Genomic DNA, 26,293 nt, shown 5'->3' with positions numbered 1-26,293 from the left:
CTTGTTTAGCCGAAGTGAACACGATAAGCAGCACCGGCCTCGTGGCAATCGCAGGCGCTGTACGACGCCCTGAGCGGCGTGAATGCCTCTCCGGCGGCGATACGTCATCTACGTCAATTAACCTTCCGCCCACAGGACAATTCAACTCCTCCACGAGCCTCAGGAGAACACCTTGAAGACCTTCGCGCGCAGCCTCTTTCGCAACCTCGGCTATGACATCCATCGGATCGATACGGGCGCGCCAAGCCGTTCGCACGAGAGCGCTGGAGCCGAGTTCAGCGACGACTTGCGCGCGCAGCTGTCGCACAGCGAAACGATGCGGGTCATCCATCGGCGCGACACTCAGGAGATAGAGATGCTGCTGCGTATGGTCGCCCTGCCTGACCTACCGGAGCGCGAGGGGCGCGAGGCGCAACTCGCGGACCTGATCGGAACGAACGTCTGCGAAGCTCTCTACCTCGTCGATGCCCTCCACAAGGCCATGAAGATCGAAGGCGACGTCTGCGAGTTCGGGGTGGCCCAGGGGGCGACGTCCCAACTCATCGCGAGCGAGATCCTCGCAACGGATCGTGTCTTCTGGCTATTCGATTCCTTCGAAGGCCTGCCGAAACCGACGAAGGAAGACCGCTTAATCGACGACATCTTCAAACTCGGCTCGATGGACGAGTATGCCGGAACGATGATGTCGCCAGAGACCGAGGTGCTGGGACGCCTTGCCAAAGTCGGCTTCCCGCGCGAACGGCTGTGCGTCAAGAAGGGTTGGGTGAACGAGTCAATCAAAGCCCCGGAGGTGCCTGCGAAGGTGGCATTCGCCTATGTCGACTTCGACTTTTACGAGCCGATCCGCGACGCGCTGCAATTCCTCGATGAGCGGATGGCCCCGGGCGCGCGCATCGTGGTGGACGACTATGGCTTCTTTTCCGAAGGCGCTCAGCTGGCGACCGACGAGTTCGTCGAGGCCATGAGTGGCAAGTGGCAGCTCGAACGACCCATAGCGATGGCCGGCCATTTCGTAACGCTGGTTAAGATAAAGTAGGAGCACTAAGAGCCGCACCAAATGCGTCGCACAGGATCATTGCGATGGTTTTCAGCAGCATTGTTTTTCTCTTCTATTTTCTGCCGACCTTCCTGATCACTTTTTATACACTTGGTCGCAGCAAGTACGTTCTGCTCATATTCAGCCTGATTTTCTACGCGTGGGGTGAGCCGCTCTACGTGTTCCTGATGCTGCTGAGCATCGCGATGAACCACCGTTTCGGCATTATGATCGATGAACGAAACGATCGCCCGGGACGCCTAAAAGTGCTCGCGCTTGCAGTCGCCGCAAATCTGGGTGGCCTGATCTTCTTCAAATATATTGGCTTCCTCGCCGACAACCTGTACTGGCTGTTGGACGCACCGATGCCAAACTGGGACATCTTCGAGCTCCCGCTGCCACTCGGCATCTCCTTCTACACGTTCCACGCGCTATCCTACCTGATCGACGTTTATCGTCGCGACGTCTCGGCGGAACGAAGCCTCCGAGATCTCGGCGTCTACATGACGATGTTTCCGCAGCTCGTCGCCGGCCCGATCATCCGCTACAAATTCATTTCGAGCGAGCTTCACCAGCCTGTCTTCTCATCGCAGCGGACCGCGGCAGGCATCCGGGTGTTTGCAATAGGGTTGGGCCAGAAGGTGTTGATCGCCAACACCTTCGCGGCGAGCGTTGATCCGATCTTCGCGCTGTCGCCGGAGCAGCTGACGCCGGGTCTCGCGTGGCTCGGAACCATCCTTTATACGTTGCAGATCTACTATGACTTCGGCGGCTATTCGTTGATGGCGATAGGCCTGGCTCTGATGATTGGCTTCACATATCCAATCAACTTCAACTACCCCTATACGGCGCGCTCCATAACGGACTTTTGGCGGCGATGGCACATCACGCTTTCGTCCTGGTTCCGCGACTATCTCTATATTCCGCTCGGCGGCAACCGTAAGGGCGCCGTCCGCACTTACGTCAATCTCTTCATCGTTTTCCTGCTCTGCGGCATCTGGCACGGGGCCTCGTGGAACTTCGTGATCTGGGGCATGATCCACGGCTGCATGCTGGTCGTCGAACGTGCCGGCTGGGGCGCCGTGCTTGAGAGACTTCCAACCCCACTGCAGATGGCCTATACGCTGCTCGTGGTGATGATCGCCTGGGTGTTCTTCCGCGTCGATGGGTTCTCGCAGGCCATCGGCCATCTCCAGACGATGGCTGGCCTCGCGCCGGCGGCGACGTTCCCTGCGGATTGGACACGCTTTGTCGGCACCGATGTTCAACTGGCTTTTGTTGCGGCGCTGTTCGCGGCGGGTCCATGGGGCCAGGCGGCACTCGATCGCGCTATGACGGCGGCCAGCCGTTACTGGCTTTTGGTCGATGCCGTGCGTCTGACTAGCCTCGTCGGGATAGTCCTCGTCGTTTCGCTCAGCCTTGCAGGCGGCGCCTACAATCCATTCATCTACTTCCGGTTTTGAGCGACCGGCCACTCAAGGAGCAGCGATGCAGGCCGAGATCGAACGCATCCACAGATTGGCGCTCAGTCGGCCTTGGCGTATCAGCCCAAAGATCGTCATCGCGCTGTTCGCGCTGCTCATGTTGACGCCTCTAGCAATGCAGATTGCCGGCCAAGGACCGGGAAGCTCTGGCGAGAACCGAAACCTGGCGCCCTTTCCGACGATCTCCAACCTCTACAGCATCGAGACGTTGTCTCGACGGCTCGAGCAGTATGTCGGAGACCATTTCGGCCTACGCGACGAGATGGTGCGCGCCAACGCGATCTTCCGCTACCGATTTGGCCTGAGTACCAATCCGCAAGTGGCAATTGGACTCGACGGTTGGCTGTTCTACACCGCCGATCAAATCATGGAGCAGCACGTTGGGGTTGACGTCTTCTCTCCGTCGGAGCTCGAGCAATGGGTCGCCCGGATGGGGGAAAACCGCGCGTGGCTCGCAGAGCGCGGCATTCCTTTCGTGATGATGGTCGCGCCGGAAAAGTCCACGATCTATCCTGAACTGATCCCGCAATTTTCCCGGAGGTCGGGCACGACGACGCGCGTCGATCAGATCGTCGAACGGCTCAAGGGAACAGATTTCGAATTCATCGATCCCCGAGAGGCGATCATCGCGGCGAAGCCTACGCGGAGCGACCTGTACTACAAAACGGACAGCCATTGGAGCCAGCAGGGCGCCTTCATCGCCTACGAGATGCTCATGGACCATCTCCAGGAGCGGTATCCCGACCTGCCGCGAGCCCACCTGTCGGACTACGGTATAACGACTGCGCCACTTCCGATCGATCTTGTCTACCTCCTGGGACTGCAGGACGTGATCGTGCCGGAAGGCGAAATACTGACCCGAAAGCCACCCGTCAATATCCTGGGCGCCGAGATCCGTCTGGATAAGGACACACCGCCGTTCTGGGGATGGCCGGTTAAGTTTTACGAGACGCGACTGAGAGATGCTCCCCGGGCACTCGTTTTCGGCGATTCTTTCACCGATTATATTCTTGGACCCAGCTTCCTCTATGAGAGTTTTCGCGATCCGATCTTTACTCATCACAACAACGGGACCTTCAATTTCGAGCTTGTCAAAGAGGTTGAACCCGATATCGTGATAGTCGTGCTTGCCGAGCGCTATCTCAAAAACATTCCCTGGCAGCCGGTCGGCTTCTGATGCCGGCTTTGAGCATCGTGATCGCCGCGCGCAACGCGGAGCGTTTCCTCGGCGATGCCGTTGCAAGCGTCGAGCCGGGCCTCGATTGCGAGATCCTCCTCGCGGACGGCGGTTCGACTGACGCAACGCTGACGATAGCAGCGCGCGACCCGCGCCTTCGCATCGTCTCGCGATCGGACGGCGGCATCTACGATGGGATGAACCGAGGGATTGCTGCTGCGACCGGCGACGCCGTCCTCCTGCTTAACAGCGACGACCTGCTGCCTCCCGGCGCGGTTGAAGCTGCGCTATTGAGACTACGGGCCGATACTTCGGCCGGCTGGGTCAGCGGTACGGCACTTTTCGGGGAGGAGTTGGCTTCTGCCGTTGAGCGCACGCATCGCAGTCCGCTGAGCGCAGAGGGCGCGCTGTTCGGCGTTCCGGCGATCAACGCTCGGCTCTTCCGCCGCGATCTGCTACATGGCATCGGTCCGATCAGGACCGATCTGGGTCTAGCATCGGACCGAGAGTTCCTGGCGCGGGTTGCGCGATCGGGGCGGCGCGGATTGGCGCTGGGGACGCCGCTTTATTTCTACCGCGTCCACGAGGGCTCGCGTACGATCTCGGGCGACCGCTCGAGCTTCGCCCGGGTTCACCGGGCCGAAGAGATGCTTTCCGAAGGTCTCCTCACCTCGAATGAGGACACCGAACTGCAGCGTCTTGCCGCCGCCTCAGGCACTGTGGCGAGCCTGAAGCGCGGACTGCGGGGCCGAGATGTCAGCGTGGTCATGGGGGCATTGTCCAGACCGGCCCAGATCACGCGCGGCGCGCGGCTCAGCCTGAGGTGGCGAGGGCAACTGTCGGGCTACTGACCTTCGGCTCCTGTTGACCACCAGCGCCGCAAGTGCAGGGTGCGACGAGGAACGGCGCGGAAGGATCGAAAAGCGGCCGAGAGGGCCGGAAGCCATTCGCGCCGCTTTGCTCGCGCAGCCGCCTGCTCCAAGGCCAGATAGGCTTCGAGCCTGCGGCGGGCGGACGCAGGCAGATCGTGATGCTCCGCTAGCATCAGGGCAGCCGCCCCATCCACCAGATCCGGTGCGGCGTTCTTTCCGACGTTGATCAACGCCCCGCATATCGGAGACGCGACGATGCCGCCGCCGGCTTTGCCGAGTCGCAGGAACCAATCGACGTCCTCCAGCCGTCGCAGCCGCTCGTCGAGCATTCCGACAACAGTAAAAGCCGACCAGTGCGTCAGCGCGGTCGAGCCGGGGCAGAACCAGCAACCAGAACTGAAGTCTTGAAGACCGCGCGCGGGAATCGGCACGAGATCCTTCGTGCTGCCCGTCTCGAGCCGATGATAGCGGAAGCCGCAGACGACGACCTGCAGCGGAAGCGACGGGTCGGCCAGATCGAGTTGGGCGGCTAGCTTACCGGGCAGGAATTCGTCATCGGAATCCAGAAACGCGATCCAGTCGTGTCGGGCCGCTTCGATGCCGATGTTTCGTGCCGCCGCGGCACCGCCGTTGGCCGGCGCACGCAACAACCTCACCCGCGGCTCGCGGGCGAGATCAGTCGGTAGTTCGAGCGGTGGAACCGAACCGTCGTCGACAACGAGAACCTCAACCTCAACGCCGTCCTGCGCGAGAGCCGAACAGATCGCGACCGCTGTATCCGAAGGGCGGTTGTAGCTGGGAATGACAACGCTCACCTTCTTGGCGCGTCGAGTCATGAAATGTCCAAAGCGTTTCGATCCGCCCCGCGGCAGTTTCAAGTGAGGTGTTGCATGAGGCGAAATGTGGCGATGTCGATCCCAACGAAGCCGGCCATTTCTCGATCTGGACCAAGTCCGAGTCTGATGATGGCTCGGTGCCGGTTTCCGGTCAAGCTGTCGTTGCGACTAGAGCGTCGGACGCTTAATCAGTCGCATATTCCGCGGCCTTGAGGTAGTTCCAGCACTCTTCTGGTTCAAAGAGGCCGCAGATATCGCCGATGGCGTTCCAGAGATCGTCGAATGTTCTGGCGGCAGCCTTGCGCAGATGCGCCTTCAGCTTTGAGAACGCCATCTCGATCGGGTTCAGATCCGGCGAATAGGGTGGCAGGACTAGGAACCAGGCGCCTCTTTGTCGAGGGCACTCGGCCGCCCGCTGACTTTTGTGGACAGCAAGATTGTCGAGAATGACGATGTCGCCTTTGCGCAGCGTCGGCGGGAGCTGGGTCTCGATGTAAGTGTCGAAGGCGAAGTCGGTTCAGCCGAACATGAAGAAGGACCTGCGCGAGGTGCGGGACGCGCCGGAACGGGCGAGTGCCGAAGCGGCCATCGCGGTCTTCGCCGAGAAGTACGGCGCCAAATATCCCAAGGCCCTCGAATGCCTGACCAAGGACCGCGACGCGCTCCTGGCCTTCTTCGACTTTCCGGCCGAGCACTGGGACCATTTGCGGACCTCGAACCCCATCGAGAGCGTCTTCGCCACGGTCCGGCACCGGACGGTCAGAACAAAGGGAGCCCTGTCGCAGAAGACCGCCCGGTTGATGGTCTTCAAGCTCGTTATCGCCGCATCGAAGTCCTAGCGGCGGCTGAAAGGCGAAAATTGCTTGCCTATGGTCATCGCTGGCATCAAGTTCACCGACGGCGTCGCGTTCACCGCGACCGCCGATCAACGCGCCGCCGGATCGGCCCCGTCACCCAACTCCGGCCATAGCTCTGTCGTCGTTCATCAGGGGATCTCCGGTTGGGGTTGGATGTCGCAACCCAAGCCTAACCGGAAACCGCTGGTGACCACCGCGCCGCCGATCCGTCCTACAGCGCGATGAAATCGCGCGGACGAGATCGACGACGATACCGCCAAGCTACACCACGGATGGGGACACGACCGGGTTTCGGTGTCCATTTTCGTTTTTTCTTAAGAAGAGCGTCGGATCAGACTGCATTTTTCGACGCAGGCCAGAGTTTACCTAGGACATCGCGCGCGCCGTCAAATTGATGTCGAAGCGTGAACTTCGCCAAGACGTGTTGGCGTCCGGCCGCACCCATCTGAGCCATGCGGTCGGGATCAGCAAGCATCCGGTCGATCTCCTCCATGATCGCGGCCGCCGTAAAGCGTTCGACCGCAACGCCGGTGACGCCGTTTTCCATAGCCTCCAGCGCTCCGCCCGCTGCAAAGGCCACCACTGGCAGACCCGAGGCGTTCGCCTCTATGATTGTCTGACCGAACGCCTCCTCGCGCGCCGTACCGACGAAAATATCTGCCGCGTTGTAGATGAGTGCCATCATGCGCTCGTCAGTGATCCCACCAAAGGCTCGCGTGCAGGGCAAGTCCTCGGAATTATGACCAAAGGCGAGAACGCCAAGGTCGTCCCGACGGGCCAGCGTTTGAAGCAGTTCCGCGAGGATCGGTCCGCCTTTACGGTTCTCCTGAACGTTGACCGAGCCGAGCAAGATCATAGGCCTGTCGTCATCGAGGCCAAGCAGGGCGCGCGCCTCCTTCCGGCTGCGCGGTTGAAACAAATTCTCGTCGAGGCCGAGATAGAGCGTCTCAAGGCGCGCGGCATCGCCGAAACGCGCGAAAGCGACATCCTTCGTCCAATCGCTGTTTGCGAGCAGCGGAACTGCCTTCTTGCCACAGAACACGTCGGCGCGCCGTCGCCAGGCGGGGTTGATCTGGTCCCGCGGCAAACGCGGATACTGATCTGCAGTCGGGCACAGCGCATCGCAGCCGCGGCCAAGATAGGCGTCGCAGTTGCCTGGGTAGGCGCAGCGGCCGGTCACCCAATGCACGTCGTGCATATAGGCCGCGGTCGCGAAACCTTGGTCGCGCACGGCCGCGATGATGTCGATCGGCCAGTTGCCTCCATGGATGTTGCCGAACAGCACGAGGTCGGGCTCAAGCTCCTGGACGGCCTCCGTTACGTGGCGCGTGATCTCCGCATCGCTCATGCCGAAGCTGGCGTGGGCGCCGGGCAGGCTCAGCGCCCCGAGCCAGCGTCCGGCGACATCAAAGTTTGCCAGGGCGGGATAGCTCCCGGACATCCCGGCATCCCAGCAGATCAAACCGACGTCCCAGCCGCCGCGCATGAAGGACTGTGCCTGCCGCCGTGTCGCGATACCTGCGCCGTACTGAAAGCCGACATCATTGACGAAGACGACACGCAGACGGACCTCTTCGGCCAAGCGCTTGCTGAACCTGTCAGTACGAACCTTCGCAACGTTCGTGCCCGCGAGGTGCACGAGTTGCGATCCTGTCGGCAGCGAAGCTCTCTGACCGGGCGATAATTTGAAGCCGTTCTGGACGATCAGCCTATGGGAGTCGGCCAGGGACTGACATCCGGGAGAACGCAAGGCAGCAGCCCCTCCCGCAAGCGCCATGACGAGCGCTTGGTGCCCCTCCTCCGGCAAGCCGATCCAATCGAAATCGGCGCCTGACGTCCCAAGTGTATAGATCTCCTGCAGCTCTGCGTCGGAGAGCGATCCCGGCAGAGAACGCGCTTCGACGAGCGCCTCCGCGAGTGGCCGCGAACCGGGGCGAGGAGGATTGCGTTCGCTACGCGGAACACGGGGCGCTTCGATGCGGGTTGCAAGGCCAAACATCCTGCGCAGCCGCCGATAGACGAGAGCGAGCTCGAAAACACGCTTTTCACCAAAGACGCGGATGAGCCCGTTGATGAGCTGGCGCTTCACGGAATGTCTCCCGGAGACTCGACACTGCGCAGCTTGACCTCGTGCATAATGATGCGGTCTTCCGGCCGGGACAGCCGAACGCTGATCGCCAGCACTCCATTGCCAGCGTCGAGCCCGGTTGTCGAGAGCCGCGCGCCGGCTGAGCGAGACCAGCCCGTGCGGTCTACAATCCGGCCGTCGATCACCATGTCGTAGCGGAATTCTAGGTCGTCGCCCTCCCCAAGCCCGAACACCGACTGGCTCACGTCGAGATAGGGTTGTGGATCGTGACCGAAGGTGTTCACCTCGTTGAAGCTCAGGACGATGTAGTCAGATTTGCCGGAGTGTCTCGTCTCGACGCCATTGCCGGAGGCGAAGACCCATTCCGGACCGAGCGCAAACTGGAGATTGCCGATATGCGTCAAGCCGGGTGTCGCCTTGCCTTCGACCTTTATCGCTGCATGACCATAGGCCGGAAACTGCCGGAACGGATAGACGTTCAGCGTCGGGTCGCCGGGTTGCGGCATGAGTCCCCTGATGCTGGCGAGGACTGCCTGATCGGCCGGAGTAGCCACCGACGTGCTGCCGGGTCCGACATAGGCCCCGCGTAGGAACTGTGGAATTTCCGGGTTGAAAGCCATGAGGGCCCAGTTCGGCTGTCCCCAGACAATGGTGCGATGGGTCATGCCTCCGACGGCCAGTGCCAATTCGTCGGTGACAGATGGCTCGATCGAAAATCCTGGCGAGACGGGACTCCCGCCTAATGCCTTCCAGGCGGGCCATACCGAGCGAGAAGCGTTCTTGTCCATGATCGCCTGAAATGTCGCCAGATGCATGACCGCAACGAAACCTGCTAGGATGGCGCGCACAATCCGTAGGGGCCGCCACGCGATCGGCGCAAAGGCGAAGGCCAGCGCTGGGGCGGAAATCACGGCCGCATAGCCAAGATAGACCCCGATGCCCTCGATATATTTCGTTGAGCTCGCCCAGACGAGAAACCAGACTGGCGCGGACAACGCCATCCAGAAGGCCCAACGCGAACCCCCCTCGACCCAGCTATGTGTGGTCAGCCAGACCAAGGCCATGAGGCCTGCGATCCATGTGAAGCCGACCATCACGGTGTGCTCGTTCATGAAATAGGCCAGCGATTGGGTGACGCCGGTGAAGCGATAGCCGACCGACATGTAGGGAGCGCTGTTGTCGACCCAGCCGAAGAGTGGTGCGAAAAAGGCGTTGAACGCTGCGTAGTGCTCGACGCGAGTAGCCGTCAAGCTGGGAAAAAGGTCGGCGAAGGGTGCTAGCGCGATCTGTGACGCATAGATCGCCACCGTCTGCAGACTGACCAGCGGAGCGAACGGGGTGTTCAGCACCTGATTGGCAAAGTTGTGTTCCGTGATAAAGCCCGTTGCCTTCAGATTGTAAAGGATGAAGCTGCCGACCAGTGCGACGGCGAGGAGCACGCAAACCGTTAGGGCTGCTGCACCGCGAAGACTCGCGAGCGGGGTCAGCCGCGCCATCAGCACGCGCCGATGCAATAAGAGCGTTGCCCCGACGAGCAGGATCAGAAACGGCCAATAGAAGTAGACGTGCAGCTTTGTTCCCATACTCAGGCCCACGCCGCAGGCCGCGAGCACCAGATCGTGCAGCGAACCACTGCGACTCCAGCGATGGAGGAAGAAAAGCCCTGCCAGCATGGCGATCGCCGCAAGGATCTCGTCATTGGTCGAGACCGCCTGCACCAGCACGGTCGGCGTCAAAGCGATCAGCCATGCCGCGCCCGCCGCCCAGGCAACGCGCGCGCCGAGGTCCCGCGCGAAGGCGAAGGTCACCAGCGGAACGGCGCACCAGGCAATCAGCGTCGGCACGTTGAACCAGAGCGCTCCGAAACGGTAGAGCGCGAGGGGATAATAGAGCATCGCCCCGTTCGTGGGGTAATAGACCAGTCTCGGATCGGTATCGGTCGCGAAATGCTCCAGAGAGCCGGCACCCAGGTACCAAAAGACGCGCGCGAAGCGGTAGACGATCGTATCGGGGTTACTCGGCAGATGCGTTATACCGATCAGCGTGCTCAGCGCGAATGCGATTAGGCACGTCACGACCACAGCACCGATCATCACCGCCTCGCCGGACCGGCGCTCCTCCGGCGCGACCGTTGGCTGAACGTCGCCCGCCCCGAAACGGATCATCAGCAGGGACATGATGCCGCCAAGGAGGAGCGACGTCGGGAGATAGAGCCAGAGAACGTTCATGACCCCACCGAGGGACAGGAGCTGGGCCGTTAGCACCAGATCGGTCCAGAACAGCAGTCCGAGCCCAGCGAGCGCCGCGATAGGGCGCGCGCGCAGCGCGATGATGCCCGGGACTAACACCGCGGCCAATGCCGCTAAGTGCGCCACTCCCAAAAGTTCGATCATTTCACCTGCGCCTGTAAACCCAAAATCGCGTTCTCCAATAGAGACCAGCAGCGCAGATTCATAACGGAGCCACCACTATCAATGGGACGGTGGGAACCATACCGAATCGAGTTCCCTGTTCCAGTTCCGGCGCATTTCCACCATGCGCGCAACATCTCGTCGCCGACCTGCACGTGTGATCACTCTGGTGATGAGACCAGCGAACATTGCCTGTAGACCGACGAGCCCCATGACCGCGGCGGCGACAGCCGTCGACGGATATGGCATCGCGTTCGTTTCGAAGAAAACAGAAAAAACGAAAAAGCCGAGAGCGAGAGAGGCTGCGAGCGTCGCGCCCGAAATCGCGCCGAAAAACTGGAGCGGATAGAAAGCAATCCAGTTGATGAGGCCGAAAGTCGCGATCCTGATGCCGTCGCGAACCGTAGACAATTTCGATTCAGAACCCTCTGGCCGGACGCGATAATCTATTGGTTCTTCGACGACCTTTGCACGTACATAGGCGGCAACGATGTTGAGTTCGGTCTCGAGCTGAAAGCCTGAACTTCGGATATCCAACATGTTGACGAACGGTCGCGACATAATTCGCAATCCCGAGAGGACGTCGTGGTAGTGTTGATTGGCCAAATACGAAATGTAGCGGGTTAGAATACGATTTCCCCTACTATGGCCGCGTCGGGTGTTTTGCAAGGCGTATGTCCCGCCGGTCACGCGATCACCCACGACCATATCGCAACGTTGGTCTAAGAGGATGTCGTAGAGCCGCTTCGCATCTGCCGCTGTGTAAGTGTTGTCGCCATCAGTCATGATATAGACGTCGGCGCAAACGCGGCTGAGACCCGCCTTGACGGCCGCTCCCTTTCCCTGACGTCGTTCCACAATCAGCAAGTCGCGCGACAAATCGAGTTCTGCGAGCGCTCTTTCGCCGGTTCGATCCGACGAATTATTATCGACGACGACAATAACAGCATCAGGGAACACTTCTTTGTAGTCAACGATCGTCTGACCGATCGCAATTTCTTCGTTGTAGGCAGGAATTACGATGCAAAGCAAAGCAGACCCATCGCGCCGCATATACGTCATGAACTCGCTTTACGCCTCGCATCGAGAAACAGGTAGAGATTCGACGAAAAAGGTCCGATTCTAAGACCCGTATATCCGATCTTGGAATTGACCGGAGCGAGAGAAGTGAGATGCTGCTTCGACATAAGGATGAGATTGGTTTCATCGAGCCAATAGGTCTTGCCAATCAACCGGCATGCGACTGCAAAACTGGTATCGCTGTAGTGCAAGATGGGCAGGGCAGTGTGATGCTCGACTGGGAAATACCGGTGTGGCACCGTCAAGAAAACCGTATGTGCGACACGGCACAGTTCGCTGATAAATCGTCGCTGATTTTCACGAGAGCCAACATGTTCTAGAACAGCATTTGACGTTGCAACATCGAATGTGCCGTCATCGAAAGGTAGGGGCTTCTCAGGTGCGATTCGAGTGTAGGGCGTTTGGGGATAGGTTTTGCGAAAATCATCTCCTACACCCAAGCCGCAGGCATGTAGACGTTCAGGATAAGGATAAACCGTTTCGAGCTAGTTCGCGCCATTGGTTTGAACGTCGGAAACACCAATGTCGACGATCGATGTCGACTCCGTCGGCTGCACTCGATCGATAAAATCACGGTACATCGCCTCGCGCGCTTTTACCAATAGGCGTTCGGAAAAGCTCCTCTCTCCAACCACTTCGTAGTATTGACCGTCAAACGGCTTCGCCATACGACTTCACCTTCGCTCACAACGTGATCCATCTGCAACCGGCTAGCGATGACCGAACACTCATGCTCAAGACGAGCTCTGCCTTGCCACTGAACCTACGTCAACTTTTCTTCTTCGCCCTGGTGGGAGCGATCGGGTTCGGCGTAAACGCGCTCATTCTACAGACTGCTCTGCTTTCGATGGGTCCGGTGGCTGCGCAACTCATCGCCTTTCCATTCGCAATCACGGTCACATGGTGGCTGAACCGTCGTTATACATTCACCAGCACGCGGCCGTGGCGAGCCGAATGGATGCTCTACATCGCTGGCAATTTCGTGGGTTGGCTCGTTACGAATGGAACCTACCTGGCACTCGTTCTCTATAGCTCGGTTATGTGCAAACTCCCGATCGCCGCACTGGGAATCGCCGCAGTCGCAGGCCTGTTCTTTAATTTCGCAGCGTCAAAGTGGATCATTTTTCGATCCGACTGATTCCTTGGAGACCATTTTAGAGTTGGTTTCGTAATTTCGCTACTGGGTAAGCGCCCGGTTCGGTGGACTTGTCCCTGTTGCCCGAACAGTCTCGCTGACCTGCCACTGATTTTTTCGTCCACCCGGAGCTAGAGTCCGGCCTCGATGGAAGGACGGACAAATGAAGCGGATGCGGTTCACGGACGAGCAGATCATTGCGGTTCGGCGGGGAGCACGAGGCGGGGGCAAAGGCAGCCGACCTGCCCCGCAAACACGGGGTCAGCGAGGCGACGCTGTATAACTGGAAGGCGAAGTATGGCGGAATGGACGTGTCCGACGCCAAGCGCCTGAAGGCACTGGAAGACGAGAACGCGAAGCTGAAGAAGCTGCTCGCCGACCAGATGCTGGAAGCCTCGGCACTCCGCGACGTCCGACCTGCGGTCTCCCACTATCAAGAAAATGGTAGGGCCCGCGCCAAGCGCGAAGCCGTCGCGCATCTGAAGGCCGTCATGGGCCTATCGGAGCGTCGGACCTGTTTCTTCGTCGGCGCCGATCGCAAGATGATCCGCTACCAGTCGTGCCGTCCGCCGGAGACCGAACTGCGCGGCCCTACGTGACCTTGCCAATGAGCGACGGCGTTTCGGCTATCGACGCCTGTTCGTCCTGCTGCGGCGGGAGGGTGAGCCGTCAGGGATCAACCGCATCTATCGGCTCTACCGGGAGGAAGGGCTGACGGTGCGCAAACGCCGGTCTCGACGACGCGCGCGCCGATCCTGGTCGCGGCAAGACCGAACGCGCGCTGGTCCATCGACTTCGTGCACGACCAGTTCGCCTGCGGGCGGCGCTTCCGTGTGCTCAACATCGTCGATGACGTCACGCGCGAATGCCTGGCCGCGATCCCCGACACTTCGATCTCCGGTCGGCGGGTGGCACGTGAACTGACCGATCTGATCAGGCGTCGCGGCAAGCCGGAGATGATCGTTTCCGACCACGGGACCGAGTTCACCTCGAACGCGATCCTCGCCTGGTCGAAGGATCATCGCGTCGAGTGGCACTACATCGCGCCGGGCAAGCCGATTCAGAATGGCTATGTCGCGAGCTTCAACGGCCGGATGCGCGACGAGCTCTTGAATGATAGCCTGTTCTTCGGCCTCGATCACGCCACAGCGCCATCGCCGAATGACGGCAGGACTTCAACACCGCGAGACCGCATTCCTCACTCAGATACCACACCGTCCGCTTCCAGGATCCAATCGATCACCGGCAGCAACGCTCCCAGCTTCGGCCTGGCAACCGGCTTCGCCCGCGTGTAGCCCGGCGGTAGCGAGAACCGGCACATCCTCGAGACCGTCTCGCGGCTCAGCCCAAACACCCGGGCGCTTCTCGCTGGCTGTTGCGCTCGATAAGCACGAAATGCCGAACGGCGGCGTAAACTTCCACAGCGAACATTCCCGGCCGTTCCCGAAAAGGAAATCAGCCTAACCACTGGCCGGATTTTACTCCGGCCGCCGCAGCATCAGCGCCGCCGCTCCGTGGCCTACTTTCTCACCGCCCTACACACCGGAGACCTCATTCCCTGAGAGAATGGGGTCATCATGACAAAATCGACATCGAAGAGATATTCGCAGGAGGTTCGTGAGCGGGCTGTCCGAATGGTGCGAGAGCATCGAGCCGATCACGCGTCCCAGTGGAAGGCGATTTCTTCCATTGCGGCCAAGATTGGCTGATCGGGCGAGACGCTGCGAAAATGGGTGCAGCAGGCCGAGCGGGATCAGGGCGCTCGTGCTGGACAGACAAGCGAAGAGCGGGATCGGATCAAGGCTCTTGAACGCGAGGTCCGCGAGCTTCGCCAAGCCAATGAGATCCTGCGCAAGGCGTCGGCTGTCCGCTGCGAGGCTTCCGCTCGGAAAATCCTATCAGGTCCGCCGATGGCTCCGGCAAAGGTGCGATGGCAAGTGGGCCAATTGCCTGAACGGCGGCAGCCTGCGAATGGCCAATTTCCTCCTCAGTCACGGGCCACAGTCGATCTTCGGCGACTGACGGCTACCGAGGCACGCTCCGGTGCCGTGATTGCCATGCCGGAAGCTTTGGGTTACGAGGCGCCTGATCTCAGCATATAGCGGTCGCTTCTCGATAGCCGCCGCCGTATCGGAGCAAACCGGGAGGCCTTTTTGCATCCACGCTATCGTCAGACTTGCCGCGTCTGCGGGTCGACAAAGTTGACGCCGGTGATCGATTTGGGCGAGCAGTACCTCCAGGGCTCCTTCGTGAAGCCTGGCAAGCTCATGCCGCCGATGCGCAAGCTGCCAACGCAACTCGTGCGGTGCGACGTGACTGCCAACGAGAACGGCTGCGGCCTCCTGCAGCTGGGTCACTCGTTCCCACCGGAAATCCTCTATGCGAACTACTGGTACCGCTCCGGAACCAACCAGACCATGCGCGACCACTTGGCCGAGATTGTCCGGAGCGCGCAGGAGGTTGTGAAGGCTGAGACCTTGACGGTGCTCGACATCGGCTGCAACGATGGCACGCTGCTGAAAAGCTATCCGAAAAACGCCAAGAAGTACGGCGTCGATCCCTCAGACATCGCCAACGAGATCGGGCCCGACGTCACGGTCGTAAATACGGTGTTCCCGTCGAGCCAGGCGAGCGCCATCCTTCCGGAGAAGGGTTTCGACATCGTGACCTCTATCGCGATGTACTACGATCTCGAGGACCCTGTGGGTTTCGCGGCCAGCATCAGCCGTCTTCTCAAGCCGGAGGGGGTCTGGGCCTTCGAGATGTCGTATCTGCCGCTCATGCTGCTGCAGAATTCCTTCGACACGATCTGCCACGAACACCTAGAATATTACAGTCTGGCCGTCTTGGAAGATATCGCGGCCCGTGCGGGCCTGCGAATCTTCAAGATCTTGGTGAACAACATCAATGGCGGCAGCATCCGCTGCTACGCCTGCCACGCCTTCAGCGACAAGCATGGGACCGCCGAGGACCGCGCGCTGATGCATCGCCTGCGCACACGCGAATTCGAGCTGGAGCTCGACACCGATCGCCCCTACGTCGATTTCCAGCGGCGGATCGCCCATTTGCGCGACGAACTCAGTCGACTTCTTTTCGACATCCGTGCGCGCGGCGAGCGCATCCATATCTACGGCGCTTCGACCAAGGGCAACGTGCTGCTCCAGTGGTACGGCATCAACCGCGTGATCGTCGATTGCGCAGCGGATCGGAACCCGCAGAAGGCCGGGTCGCGGACGTTGGGCACCGACATCCCGATCGTGTCCGAGGCGGAGTCGCGCGAGGCGCGACCAGACTACTACCTCGTCCTGCCTTGGCATTTCCGGAAGGAATTTCTCGAACGCGAGCGCGACATGATCATGGCGGGGACGAAGATGATCTTCCCCTTGCCCGAGGTTGAAGTGGTATCGGCGGACAATTTCGAAGAGATGCTCGAGCGCGCCAAGAGCGATTCGAGCATGCTCAGCCTGGCGTTGGCCAGATCGGAAGCCTAGCATGCGAGGCGCCTCGGTCCGGGCCGATCATCGGCGACGTTCATGAAACGCATCTTACTCGGCCAGCTCGGCGCCAATGGCGACTGCCTCTATGCCACCATTATCGCGCGGCAGCTGCGGCACGATCATCCCGACGCCGAGATCACCTGGGCGATTTCCAGCCAATGCTCGCGGCTGATCGCCAACAATCCGCATGTCGACGCCGTCTGGGAAATCGAGATCCCCAGCTGGGACCTTCACGAGTCCATGTGGCGCTTGTTCGAGCGCGAGGCGTTGCGCCGCTACGGGCGACGGGAATTCGACGATATCTACCTGACGCAGATCTGGCCGAACAACTTCCATAATTACGACGGCACGGTGCGCAGCTCGCTGCTGCGCAATCTCGGGCGCCCGATCACCGTTCCAATCGAGAACGTGATCGTCCTGGACGATGTGGAACTTGAGCGCGTTAGCACATTCGCGCGGCAGGCGGGACTTGCCGACCGCGAGCATCGCATCTTGTTCGAGTGCTCGTCGAAGAGCGGGCAATCCTTTGTTACCCCGGAAGTCGCGCAGGACGTCGCTGACGAACTCTACGACATTCTGCCGAACTCCATGGTGATCTTCTCAACTCACCTGCCGATGGTCCTGCGAGATACGCGCTCGCGCTATGCGGGCGGAATCAGTCTGCGAGAGATCGCGGAATTGACGCAGCATTGCAGTTTGTTTGTCGGCTGCGGCAGCGGCGGCACGGTGTCCGCGACATCGACCGCGTCGAAGCCGCTACCGAACGTCCAGATTCTCTCTCGCGCGACTTCGGTCTATGCCTCCTTCGCGCACGACTTCGAGTACTTCGGCCTGACGGGGCGGCCGATCATCGAGATCACCGAGGAGGATCCGCGTACCATCGCCCGCTGCATCGCATCCGTCTGCACGCGAGGCATCGGAGCCGCGCGCGCCGAGTTTGACGAGCATCGCCCCGTCACCTTCGACCACTACCTCGGGTTGATTACAGAAACGCTCGTTCGGCGCGACAGGTATCTGGACGTGGCCCGCGCTCTCTCGATCACGGCCGAGCGATACGGCTGGGCTCCAGAACTGGTCGATTTCGGCCGCCGCAAGGTCGAGCCGAAGCTGGCCTGCGATCCGTCCTGGCTGTTTCCCGACAACCGACGCGTGGCAGATCGCTTCCGTCACGATCTAGATGCTGCCGGAGAGGGAGCTCTTCTGCGCCGGCAGCGTCTCTGGAGCGAAGGCTCTTCATACGTCTGGCGCGACGACAGCGCGTAATCGGATCGCTGCCCATCTAGGCGGCTCGTTTGAGTGGTCGAGCGCCCGCCAACACTTTAAGCGCTAACCCGAGAGCATGGTCGCGGGCAGGTTGGGCTCAAAGCGTGTCGCGGATGTCGGAGCGCATGACCTTGGTCATGCGCCCGCCGACCAGAACGGTGACGACGACGAGGACGACCATTACGATCCAGGCGTGGAGCGGGGCAGCCTCACCCGTCAGCAAAGGCGTCCTGATGGCGGTGACGAACCAGTAGGCTGGATTGAAGGTCTGGGCTTCGCGTAGGAGCGCTGGCAGCACGCTCTCGGCCAGCACGATCGGCGTGAGCCACATCCAGAACTGCGTGAAAACGTTGACTGCCTGGCCTGTGTCACGGAGGAAGACGTGGATCGGTGCCAAGATCAGCCCGAGCCCGAAGGCGAAGCCGATCATCAAAAACCCAGCCAACGGTATAGTCAGCCAGGCGAGGGTCGGTAATATACCGAAGACGATCGTCGCGACAGCTGCCAGGGCCAGAGAAATGGTCATGGTGACCGCAGCGGATGCGGCGGTCCGGGCGACGAAGATCGACTCGGGCAGCGGCAGCTTGCGCAGGTAGTGCGCGTTCTCCGTCAGCGACATGGTGCTGCGGGACAGGCCGTCGACGAATGCCAACCAAGGCAGCATGCCGGACATGATGTGCAGGAAAGAAGACGTGGTCGAACTTGCCCCCTGTCGCATAGGGAAATAGCCGGCGAAGATGAACGAGAACAAGAAGATAAGGGCCAGCGGCTGTATCACGTGCCAGAACACGCCCATGGCGGTGCCCGCATATCGGTGGCGGGTTTCGCTCAGAGCGTTGGCGAGGATAAAGTGCCTATACCGCAGAAGCTCGAGCCAGATCACTGCGGTTCCGCCACCACAAGTTCCGAGCGGAGACCGAGCTGGCCGTAGAATGGGCTTGTCTGCTTGTCCCAGACGACGAACAGCGGGCCAAGCATCGCCGAGTCCCTCCAGCCGTCCTCGGCCGCTTCCGCGTCCTCGTTGACGCCGAGGGTGAAGGTGTATTGGCCGGCTGCAATCCAACAGCCCAGCGTAAGCGTGACCAGCATGCGTTCGCCGTCCGCAAGCGCCTGCAGGGGCGCACCTTGCCTAGCAGGTGACGAACGGAAAACGAGGCTGCCGAAGCGGTCATGTACAGTGAGCCGGACGTCCGGTCTTTCGACTTGTCCCCTCGCCTCGATCAGTGCCTGAATTCGGAGATCGCCGCGCATGTCCTGCACCACCAGCGGCTCGCCCTCAGGACCAATCACTCGCGCGCCCGTCAGGCTGAGGCGCTCTCCACGCGAGATCACCGGACCGCCTCGCAGTAGACTTTCCGATCCAGTCCTGTCGAAGGCGGCTTGCCCGGACGTCGCTAAGAGGGCAGCCGCTTCCTTTTCGCGTTTCGCCTGGGTTTGGCGGCCCAGATTGGTGTGATAGCGGTTCACCGTCTCGTCCGGCAGGCCGATGAACTGGACCTTGCCCCTTTCGAGCAGGAGCGCCCGGTCGCACAGCTTCTGCACCGCCCCAGTATCGTGCGATACGAAAAGCACCGTCGCACCGCGAGCCATAATGTCTCGTAGCGCCTCGTAGCATTTCTGCTGAAAGAAGACGTCGCCGACGCTGAGCGCCTCGTCGACGATGAACACCTGCGGGTCCATGAAAAGATAGATCGAAAAGGCGAGCCGCACGTACATGCCGGAGGAGTAGGTCCGCATGGGACGGTCGAAATAATCGCCTAGCTCGGCGAACTTCCGGATGTCCTCCATGCGGGCGTCGGCGTATCCCTCCGGGAACCCCAGCAATGTTGCACTCACGCCGATGTTCTGTCGGCCCGTCAGTTCGGGGTTGATGCCTCCTCCGAGTTCGAGAAGTGCAAGCACCCGACCTTCGACTCCGATACTCCCGTGCGTCGGTACGAGGGTTCCGGCGATCAGCTTCAGTAGCGTACTTTTGCCGGAACCGTTCGAGCCGACGATGCCGAAACATTCTCCCCGGCTTACCGTGAAGGAGACGTCATCCAGTGCGCTGACCAGTTCGAAACGGCCGGGCTTCGGCCTGACATAATCGGCGAAGCGGGCCATCGGGCGACGATAGAGCTTGAACTGCTTCGTGATGCTGTCGACCACGATCGCCTCTGGTCGTCCGTCGGCCACAGGTACGGTCGATTGAGGTTCGGTGAGGGGCGATGTGGATATCATGTAAGGGAGGTGCTATACAGCAGAGGCCATTTGAGGGCAACACGAAGACGACACTGGAAACATGTCCAATCTGATTACTGAGCTAGCTAGCCCGAAGACTGACGGCCTAGCCTTGATCGAGGTCAGGGTCAACGCGGAGCCGGTCGCCGGAGGGCTCGAATGCGAGTGCGGCGACTCGATCGATATTGAGATCGTTGCGGTCGCACGATCGCCCGTGCGTCGGCCAAATCTGGGCTACGCCATCAACCTGGAAAACGGCGAACTCGTGTTTTCCGAAGGTACCCTTAATCACAGTGTCGTACTGGCGGACCTGTCGGCCGGGCAAGCATGCCGGGTGGTATATCGCGTACCGATGGACACGGCGCCGGGCACCTATCTCATGAGCTTTCTCGCGTCTGACAATGATGCCGCAGCGTCCGGCGACAGCGGCGTCCACCACGACGCGCGCGAACGGGCGGTGCGACTGCGAGTGCGCGCCAACGCAGCGTCTTCTCGTTTCGACGGCATGGGCGCAATTCCCTTCCGGACTGACTTCGCGATTGCCTCTGCTGGGTCAGGGGAACGGAGGGCGACATGACGAGATGGTCGAGCTTACTTCGATGACGTCGGTTCTGGAACGTGTCGGATTGCGCCTGCGTGGTTTCGTAAAGGGTATGACGAATAAGCAGTTCGTCCTCGACGAGATGCATCGGCTTGTTTTGGAGGACCAGCGTATCGCGGGTGTTCTCGTTGAGATCACCGAAGCGCATGCGAAGGAACTTCAGCGGCTCTCGACCGCTTTTGCCGATCTGCAGGCTCGCCACCACGCGCAGACGCTCGAACTGGAGCGGATGGGCGAGTCTTACGGGGCTGCGGCCATCCGCATCGCCGCTCTGGAAAAGCAGGCTCAGCTCATCAAAACCTATCCGTCGGCGCGGGATCGTAGAGATAGCCGCGCGCTTACGGATGGCTGCCTGGTCTGTGGGTCAAAACTATAAGTTGCAGATAACATGGCACCAGCCCACAAGTTCGGGCACGAAGTCGCCTCACCGCGGTCGAAGGGAGCTAAGAAGTGAATGCTGGCGTAAAGCGCTTTTTGGCCGGTGTTCGGTCGAAGATCTCCGGCAACGGCACTGGGCGGGGGACGGTGACGTCCGATGCGAACGCTCAGATAAAGCTCGAACTGGATCATTTGCGCAAACACTTCGCTCTGCTGGCAGCTGAGCGCGGCGAACTCTTGGTCAAGCTGCAGGAGGCGACGAGGACTGGCGGGATCGCTGAGCATGGCAGGATCCGCGACGTCATCGCGCCGTTCCCCTAGGCGATATTAGCGGATGGGCGCTTTCCGCGCCTGACGAGGTTTATGTCGGCGCAAAGCAGCTTTCCTCCAAGGCACATGCCTATCAAGCGCTCGTAGACCTCGGCATCGCCGACGTCGTGGGCTTCGAACCGATCGAGGAGCATGCCGAGGCACGCGCGAAGACGGAGTCCGGCGTGACCATGCTGAACTACTTCGTCGGAAATGGCTCAAAAGCGATATTTCGGCAAAACAAGTTCGGTCCCACCTCCTCGCTGTTCCCCGCCAATTTAGCCCTCCTCGATCGCTTCCAATCACTCTCCGAGATGTGCAAACCGGTAAGCGAGCATGAGGTGGAGACGACCCGCCTGGACGACATCGAGGCCGTGCGAGATTGCGATTTCCTCAAGATTGACGTGCAAGGCGGCGAGTTCGACGTCCTCTTGGGCGCACCTGAAGTTCTCGATCATACCGTTGCCGTGCATTGCGAGGTCGAGTTCGCTAAGGGCTACGCCGGGCAGCCCCTCTTTGGCGAAATCGACAGCAATCTGCGGGCCGCAGGTTTCGAGCTGATCGACATGATGAATGCAGGGTACGCAACCATCCGCGACCTGCCCAGTCCGCTTGCCCGGTCGCGTCTGTCATTCGGCGTGCAACTTTGGGTCTGACGCACTTTCGATGACGATCAGGCGGCGCCGAGCAAGCGGGCCTCAAGAAGATCAAGCTTGGCGCGCCCGTACATTTGCCGCTTCACGAGCTTGAGCTTGTTCACCTGGCCTTCCGTCTGGCCGTTCGACCACGGTTCGGTAATCGCACCCTGCACTGCGGATGCATCCTTACTGATGCCGCGAGCGAAGGACGCCAACAAACTTCCCTCGGCATCGTGAATCCAGGACGAAAGATCCCCGACTTCTCGACTGCGGATCATGGCATGAAACCGGTCGATCAACTCTCTCGCCTTGGCCAGGTTGGGCACTCCGGCTTCGATCGCGGCGACCGTGACCGTCTCGGTCTTCGTCAAATGATCTCGCTTCAGCGTCATCAGACGGGCAATGGCTCTCGCGGACGGGGTCCTTCGAAGCTCAGATCCTGAGATTTGCTCTGATCGTCTGCGTCGCGTGGCCCACTCACCAACAACCCGCAGCGAACCCCTGAACCCTTGGCTGCGAAGACGACGCCAGAGTTCGGCGCCGTTCCGGCAGCCTGCTTCCCACTGGGCGTCGAGATAAGGAAGGTGCGGGTCGAGCGATCCCTGTCGCGTGCGGAATAGATCGGTGCGCTCGCCGCGGACAATCTGGCGAACCAGTTTCCGGCTCCGACCCGTTTGCCGAACGATCTCCTTGATCGTGATGCCGCTCGCCGCGAGGCTTGCGACCACCCCGTTCATCTCCTCGCGCCGCAGATAGCCTTCGTACTGGATCCGCTCCGCCGAAGTCAGGAGCTTCGGGTCGATCGTCGTCGCTCCGAGAGCGGCCCGGATTGGCTTCATCGAGTTCCTCACCGTGGCGAGGAAGGCCGCGCTGGCATTCTCCATCAAGTGCCACAGGTCCGCGACCTGCACCACTTCTGGCAATGCGAGCGCCGCTGCCTCACCATAGCCGCCACCACGGTCGCGTGAGACAATGCGGATCTCTGGATGATCGGCCAGCCATGCCGCGACCGTGGCGATCTCCCGGTCCGGCAGAATCTTGACGATCTGTCGCCGCTCGAGGTCACAGATAATCGAGCCGTAACAGTGGTTCCGGCGGAACGCGAAGTCGTCGATGCCAACGGCCCTCAGGGGATCGTCTCGCTGTTGCGCCCGGCGCCGGACAACACGGAGCAGCGTGTCATTGCTGACTGGCATCATTAAACGCTCGGCGAAGCTGGCTGCCGGACGACCGCCGAGCGCAAGACCGAGATAGTGGACTATGCACTCCATCCGGCCCGTGCGGCGCGCTCGTTCGGGGACCGTGTCACCGAAGCGTTCGGCAAAGATCTTGCGCCGGCAGGTGCCAACGTCGCCCCGGAAACGGCGGGTGACCAGACGCAGCCGAACCACTCGCCCCGCTGCCGGCAAGTCCGTCACGCCTCGAATGTATCGGCTATGCACGCGGCTTGCGCGCGATGAGCAAGAGGGGCACACCGCCTGCCTGTTCCGGGCGGATGCGGTTACGATGAGGGCCCCTTCACAGGCTTCAAACTGCTCGACCGAGAGCCCGGCCGGAATGAGCGATGACAGCGAAATGGCGTTCGACATGGCGATCTCCTTCATGAATCGCCAGTCCGCTCCTCAACTGAATCAGATATGAGTCAGACCCAATTTTGGACGCCGATAGGGGGTCAATTTTGAAGGCCGTTTGACAATGATCTGTTCCTCTGTGAACCGTGATGGTCGCATCGTCCGTCTCCGTGATCGACGGACTCTACCCAAATCTGGAGGAAGTTCAGGGGCTCAGGTCACCGCGCACCGCCGCGAGCGCCACCTTCGCCTTGAAGGCCGGGCTGTGGTTCCGCCTGGGTCTTTTTGTCATCGTCTCTCCTGATCCCGGCCATCCTGGCCGCCTTCAGGCAGACAATCCACTCAGCCCGCTGTGCAGATTGGCCGAGTCACCTCTGATCATCGATCGCGTCGGGATGTCGGAATGGGAAAACGATGCTATCCGTCGTCACGGCATATCGCTCCTTCGGGAGGTTCTGGCAGGCTTGATCACCCGCCTCGATACGCCGCCTTTTTCAGACCGACATCATCCAGTTTCCGCCATAGTTCACCCTTCAGTTCGAGAGGCAGACCGCGTAAAATCGAAAACGCTCTCCACTTTCACGGTACAAGTCCAAAACCATCAAAACCGATTCATAACAGGCTCTAGGAATTGAGTGCCGTTCGACAGCGCGAAACGAGCTTGGGTCAAGTTCGCTTTGGATGTTCGGTACCGAGGTTTCATCTTTCTGATAAGCACCACATTATGAGCGAACCGCAAGGCTCGGCAGCATGCGTTGCGAACGTTTCATCTCTTCAACGACCGGACCATAGAATGCCAGCGCGATCCGTTTCCCTTTGGCACAATCGCCGTAGGTGCCCATGCCGACTGCGCTGATTCTAGGCGTCCTCGGCCAGGACGGCAGCTATCTCGCGGACTCCTTGCTGCAGCGCGGCTATACCGTGGTGGGCGTCGGTCGCAGTAGTACCGCAATCTACGACTGGCCGGCGGATCGATTTCATTACGTGCCGCTCGACCTGTGTGACGCCGCGGGCTTGGAGACTCTTGTCAGCGAAGTACGCCCCGACGTAGCCTTCCATGTCGCGGCGGTTCATGGAGCGATCGCCTCAGGCTTCGCCTACGAGGCCGTGTGGCGCGAAGTCATGCAGGTCAATGTGCTCGCTCTGCATGTGCTGCTGGAGCATGCTCGCACCGCCGCACCTGCCATGCGGATCATTTATGCGGGCTCTGCCAAGGTGTTTCCTGCACCATGGCAGGGATTGGTGACGGCACAGACACCGATGCGCGCGACATGCCTGTATGGCATAAGCAAGCTTGCGGCTCGCGACCTAATGCGCCATTACAGGCACGAGCATGGCGTGAGGAGCACGAACCTCGTGCTGTTCAACCATGACAGTCCGCGTCGTCCTTCACAGTTTCTACTGCCCAAGCTCGGTTCTGCTGTGGCAGCGGCGCTTGACGGCCGGCCCGCCGTTGTCACGATCCGGACGCTCGATTTCCTCATAGACTGGAGCGCCGCCGACGAGATCATGGGTATGGTCGCCGATATCGCCGCCGGACCCGATGTCGAAGAACTCATCGTGGCATCAGGACGGACGGTCAAAGGCCGCGACATCGCTACCGCCCTGTTCGAACGTCACAATCTCAGACTGGAAGATCATGTGCTGACCGAACAGCCCGACAGCGATACCGGTCCGGCGTTCCAAGTCGATATCGGCGATTTCATCGCCGCAGCGGGCCGACGGCCCCGCAAGACCGCGCTCGACATCGGCGAAGAGATTGTTACATCGTTGCGAGAGTATTGATCAGGCCTCCGCGACGTCTTTTACGGCCGCCAGTCAACGGGTTCGCTACGGGAGTGAGTGGCTTCACGCGACCTTTAATAGCTCGCATAGCTTTTCTCTTCGATGATCGCACTGTTGAGCAGTTCGTTTATCCGCCGCTTCACAGCAGCGCGCTCGTCGTTGGTACGGTAGACCGAGCGCGCGAGCGCGATGAACTCAGGTCCGAAACTCTTGGCTCGTTCTAGGTCGCGGATCTCGTCCTCGATCTCCCAGAGCCGACCGTTGATCTCCTTTAACCGGTCGCTCATCTCAGATAGCTCGGGGGACGCTTGGAGCGCCGTTTCCGCCTTGCGGGTCAGAATATCATATTCCACCCTTAGGTTGGCGAGCTTCGCGGGGTCTGTAATGCGCTCTAGCTTGATCTGCAGGATCGTAATCTTGTCGACGAGCTCCCCCGGAGCGATTTCTACCATAATGGACAAGGGTTTAGTTCTCGCTGCGGCTGGATTGGGGTTTTAGAAAGGACGCTGCGGATACTCAGGACGCAGCGACGCTTCGTCGACACATGGCGTCGGCATACGCGCTGCCTAGGTGTTTGGTCTCATCATATCATGGCTTGGTGATCGGCGGAAGATTTCCGGTTTTGTCTTGCTGATTTGTCGGATGGCTTCGAACGGCGTTTTGAAACGCAGAGCCTTGAGCTGCTTGGCGTAGTTGTAGGCGAGCAGCCAGTCCCTGACATGGCGACGGAGGTCATGTATGGATGCGTAGTGAAAGGATTTCACGGTCGCGTCCTTGATGGTTCGCACCATCCTCTCGGCCTGACCGTTCGTCCAGGGATGATGGGGCTTTGTCTGGCGATGCTCGATACCGTTAGCCGCGCAGCCGGCACCGAAGATATGAGCGACGAAGCCGCTTTCGGCCTGCTTGTCGTGCTGGACGAACTGGACGCCGTTGTCGGTCAGCACAGTGTGGATCGTGTACGGCACCGTCTTGACGAGCTATGGCCGGAGTTGGGTGACGGGGCCGATCCGGCGGCGCGTTGATCGGCGGTCGCGGTGAACGCGACGCCGTC

The 26,293-nt window shown here is 60.5% G+C and carries 23 protein-coding genes and 6 pseudogenes; 16 read left to right on the top strand and 13 right to left on the bottom strand.

All coding sequences use genetic code 11. The annotated features are described in order from the left end of the window. The first annotated feature begins 172 nt into the window (after nt 1-172). From N7I30_RS20035 to N7I30_RS20020, 4 genes are read left to right on the top strand one after another with little or no spacing between them, the layout of a single operon-like run. A complete protein-coding gene (locus tag N7I30_RS20035) occupies nt 173-1,036 on the top strand; it encodes a TylF/MycF/NovP-related O-methyltransferase (protein ID WP_498640896.1) in 864 nt (287 codons plus the stop codon). A gap of 44 nt (nt 1,037-1,080) precedes the next feature. Beyond that, entirely contained in the window at nt 1,081-2,499 is a 1,419-nt protein-coding gene (locus N7I30_RS20030; protein WP_498640895.1) for an MBOAT family O-acyltransferase, read from the top strand. Nucleotides 2,500-2,524: 25 nt separating this feature from the next. Next, nucleotides 2,525-3,697 carry an alginate O-acetyltransferase AlgX-related protein gene (locus N7I30_RS20025; RefSeq protein WP_498640894.1) on the top strand — a complete coding sequence of 391 codons (1,173 nt, stop codon included), beginning with the start codon at nt 2,525-2,527 and terminating at the stop codon, nt 3,695-3,697. A gap of 17 nt (nt 3,698-3,714) precedes the next feature. Further along, a complete protein-coding gene (locus N7I30_RS20020; RefSeq protein WP_498640913.1) occupies nt 3,715-4,548 on the top strand; it encodes a glycosyltransferase in 834 nt (277 codons plus the stop codon). On the opposite strand, the gene N7I30_RS20015 is transcribed toward N7I30_RS20020, so the two are convergent. Further along, entirely contained in the window at nt 4,542-5,405 is an 864-nt protein-coding gene (locus N7I30_RS20015) for a glycosyltransferase family 2 protein (RefSeq protein ID WP_498640893.1), read from the bottom strand. The genes N7I30_RS20020 and N7I30_RS20015 overlap by 7 nt on opposite strands. Before the next feature lie 184 nt (nt 5,406-5,589). Continuing rightward, a pseudogene (locus N7I30_RS20010) lies at nt 5,590-5,913 on the bottom strand (transposase); the annotation flags it as partial. 1 nt (nt 5,914) lies between these two features. Between N7I30_RS20010 and N7I30_RS20005 the strand changes: the two are divergent. Then, nucleotides 5,915-6,343 (top strand): annotated as a pseudogene (locus N7I30_RS20005) (transposase); the annotation flags it as partial. A 250-nt stretch (nt 6,344-6,593) separates the two neighbouring features. Here the strand turns inward: N7I30_RS20005 and N7I30_RS20000 are convergent. From N7I30_RS20000 to N7I30_RS19980, 5 genes are all read right to left on the bottom strand, one after another. After that, nucleotides 6,594-8,351 carry a glycosyltransferase gene (locus N7I30_RS20000; RefSeq protein ID WP_498640892.1) on the bottom strand — a complete coding sequence of 586 codons (1,758 nt, stop codon included), beginning with the start codon at nt 8,349-8,351 and terminating at the stop codon, nt 6,594-6,596. After that, nucleotides 8,348-10,744 (bottom strand): glycosyltransferase family protein, encoded by a 2,397-nt coding sequence (locus N7I30_RS19995; protein ID WP_498640891.1) that lies wholly within the window; start codon nt 10,742-10,744, stop codon nt 8,348-8,350. The genes N7I30_RS20000 and N7I30_RS19995 overlap by 4 nt, the downstream gene beginning before the upstream one ends. A 78-nt stretch (nt 10,745-10,822) precedes the next feature. Continuing rightward, a complete protein-coding gene (locus N7I30_RS19990; protein WP_498640890.1) occupies nt 10,823-11,824 on the bottom strand; it encodes a glycosyltransferase family 2 protein in 1,002 nt (333 codons plus the stop codon). After that, entirely contained in the window at nt 11,821-12,282 is a 462-nt protein-coding gene (locus tag N7I30_RS19985) for a methyltransferase domain-containing protein (RefSeq protein WP_498640889.1), read from the bottom strand. The genes N7I30_RS19990 and N7I30_RS19985 overlap by 4 nt, the downstream gene beginning before the upstream one ends. Before the next feature lie 45 nt (nt 12,283-12,327). Beyond that, entirely contained in the window at nt 12,328-12,510 is a 183-nt protein-coding gene (locus N7I30_RS19980) for a hypothetical protein (RefSeq protein ID WP_498640888.1), read from the bottom strand. A 62-nt stretch (nt 12,511-12,572) separates the two neighbouring features. On the opposite strand from N7I30_RS19980, the gene N7I30_RS19975 reads away from it, so the two are divergent. Next, nucleotides 12,573-12,980, top strand: coding sequence for a GtrA family protein (locus N7I30_RS19975; RefSeq protein WP_498640887.1), 408 nt, complete (start codon nt 12,573-12,575; stop codon nt 12,978-12,980). 160 nt (nt 12,981-13,140) lie between these two features. Beyond that, a pseudogene (locus tag N7I30_RS19970) lies at nt 13,141-14,283 on the top strand (IS3 family transposase). Here the strand turns inward: N7I30_RS19970 and N7I30_RS19965 are convergent. Next, nucleotides 14,194-14,408: pseudogene (locus N7I30_RS19965) on the bottom strand (IS21 family transposase); the annotation flags it as partial. The pseudogenes N7I30_RS19970 and N7I30_RS19965 overlap by 90 nt on opposite strands. Nucleotides 14,409-14,554: 146 nt before the next feature. Here N7I30_RS19965 and N7I30_RS19960 point away from each other — a divergent pair. From N7I30_RS19960 to N7I30_RS19950, 3 genes and pseudogenes are all read left to right on the top strand, one after another. Beyond that, nucleotides 14,555-14,866: pseudogene (locus tag N7I30_RS19960) on the top strand (transposase); the annotation flags it as partial. Between the two features lie 264 nt (nt 14,867-15,130). Then, nucleotides 15,131-16,468, top strand: a complete 1,338-nt coding sequence (locus N7I30_RS19955; RefSeq protein ID WP_498640886.1) for a class I SAM-dependent methyltransferase — start codon at nt 15,131-15,133, stop codon at nt 16,466-16,468. 42 nt (nt 16,469-16,510) lie between these two features. Beyond that, nucleotides 16,511-17,737 carry a glycosyltransferase family 9 protein gene (locus N7I30_RS19950; protein WP_498640885.1) on the top strand — a complete coding sequence of 409 codons (1,227 nt, stop codon included), beginning with the start codon at nt 16,511-16,513 and terminating at the stop codon, nt 17,735-17,737. Nucleotides 17,738-17,834: 97 nt separating this feature from the next. Here N7I30_RS19950 and N7I30_RS19945 read toward each other — a convergent pair whose 3' ends face one another. After that, nucleotides 17,835-18,620 (bottom strand): ABC transporter permease, encoded by a 786-nt coding sequence (locus N7I30_RS19945; RefSeq protein WP_498640884.1) that lies wholly within the window; start codon nt 18,618-18,620, stop codon nt 17,835-17,837. Further along, the gene (locus N7I30_RS19940) at nt 18,617-19,885 is read right to left on the bottom strand and encodes an ABC transporter ATP-binding protein (protein ID WP_498640883.1); all 1,269 of its coding nucleotides are present in this window, start codon (nt 19,883-19,885) and stop codon (nt 18,617-18,619) included. Before N7I30_RS19940 ends, N7I30_RS19945 begins: the two co-directional genes overlap by 4 nt. A gap of 133 nt (nt 19,886-20,018) precedes the next feature. Between N7I30_RS19940 and N7I30_RS19935 the strand changes: the two genes are divergently transcribed. The 4 genes from N7I30_RS19935 (at nt 20,019) to N7I30_RS19920 (ending at nt 21,901) form a co-directional block, all read left to right on the top strand. Then, the gene (locus tag N7I30_RS19935) at nt 20,019-20,534 is read left to right on the top strand and encodes a Wzt carbohydrate-binding domain-containing protein (protein WP_498640882.1); all 516 of its coding nucleotides are present in this window, start codon (nt 20,019-20,021) and stop codon (nt 20,532-20,534) included. Nucleotides 20,535-20,538: 4 nt separating this feature from the next. Further along, nucleotides 20,539-20,934: a hypothetical protein gene (locus tag N7I30_RS19930; RefSeq protein ID WP_498640881.1), complete on the top strand. Its 396-nt coding sequence runs from the start codon at nt 20,539-20,541 to the stop codon at nt 20,932-20,934. A gap of 74 nt (nt 20,935-21,008) precedes the next feature. Continuing rightward, nucleotides 21,009-21,257, top strand: coding sequence for a hypothetical protein (locus N7I30_RS19925; protein ID WP_498640880.1), 249 nt, complete (start codon nt 21,009-21,011; stop codon nt 21,255-21,257). Nucleotides 21,258-21,262: 5 nt separating this feature from the next. Beyond that, nucleotides 21,263-21,901, top strand: a complete 639-nt coding sequence (locus tag N7I30_RS19920; RefSeq protein ID WP_498640912.1) for an FkbM family methyltransferase — start codon at nt 21,263-21,265, stop codon at nt 21,899-21,901. Nucleotides 21,902-21,918: 17 nt separating this feature from the next. Here the strand turns inward: N7I30_RS19920 and N7I30_RS19915 are convergent, their stop codons facing one another. Continuing rightward, complete coding sequence (locus N7I30_RS19915) at nt 21,919-23,472, bottom strand: ISL3 family transposase (RefSeq protein WP_498640911.1); 1,554 nt, start codon at nt 23,470-23,472, stop codon at nt 21,919-21,921. A gap of 152 nt (nt 23,473-23,624) precedes the next feature. Between N7I30_RS19915 and N7I30_RS19910 the strand changes: the two genes are divergently transcribed. After that, a complete protein-coding gene (locus tag N7I30_RS19910; protein WP_498640879.1) occupies nt 23,625-24,089 on the top strand; it encodes a hypothetical protein in 465 nt (154 codons plus the stop codon). Nucleotides 24,090-24,294: 205 nt separating this feature from the next. Next, entirely contained in the window at nt 24,295-25,239 is a 945-nt protein-coding gene (locus tag N7I30_RS19905) for a GDP-mannose 4,6-dehydratase (protein WP_498640878.1), read from the top strand. A gap of 74 nt (nt 25,240-25,313) precedes the next feature. On the opposite strand, the gene N7I30_RS19900 is transcribed toward N7I30_RS19905, so the two are convergent. Next, nucleotides 25,314-25,691, bottom strand: coding sequence for a DUF6165 family protein (locus N7I30_RS19900; RefSeq protein ID WP_498640910.1), 378 nt, complete (start codon nt 25,689-25,691; stop codon nt 25,314-25,316). A 114-nt stretch (nt 25,692-25,805) separates the two neighbouring features. Beyond that, a pseudogene (locus N7I30_RS19895) lies at nt 25,806-26,219 on the bottom strand (integrase core domain-containing protein); the annotation flags it as partial. Nucleotides 26,220-26,293 lie beyond the last annotated feature (74 nt).

Source organism: Aurantimonas litoralis (assembly GCF_026153195.1).
In the GTDB taxonomy this organism is placed as follows: Bacteria; Pseudomonadota; Alphaproteobacteria; order Rhizobiales; family Rhizobiaceae; genus Aurantimonas; species Aurantimonas coralicida.
The sequence above is the reverse complement of the archived record's forward strand: the minus strand, read 5'-3'. Positions and strand labels throughout refer to the sequence as shown.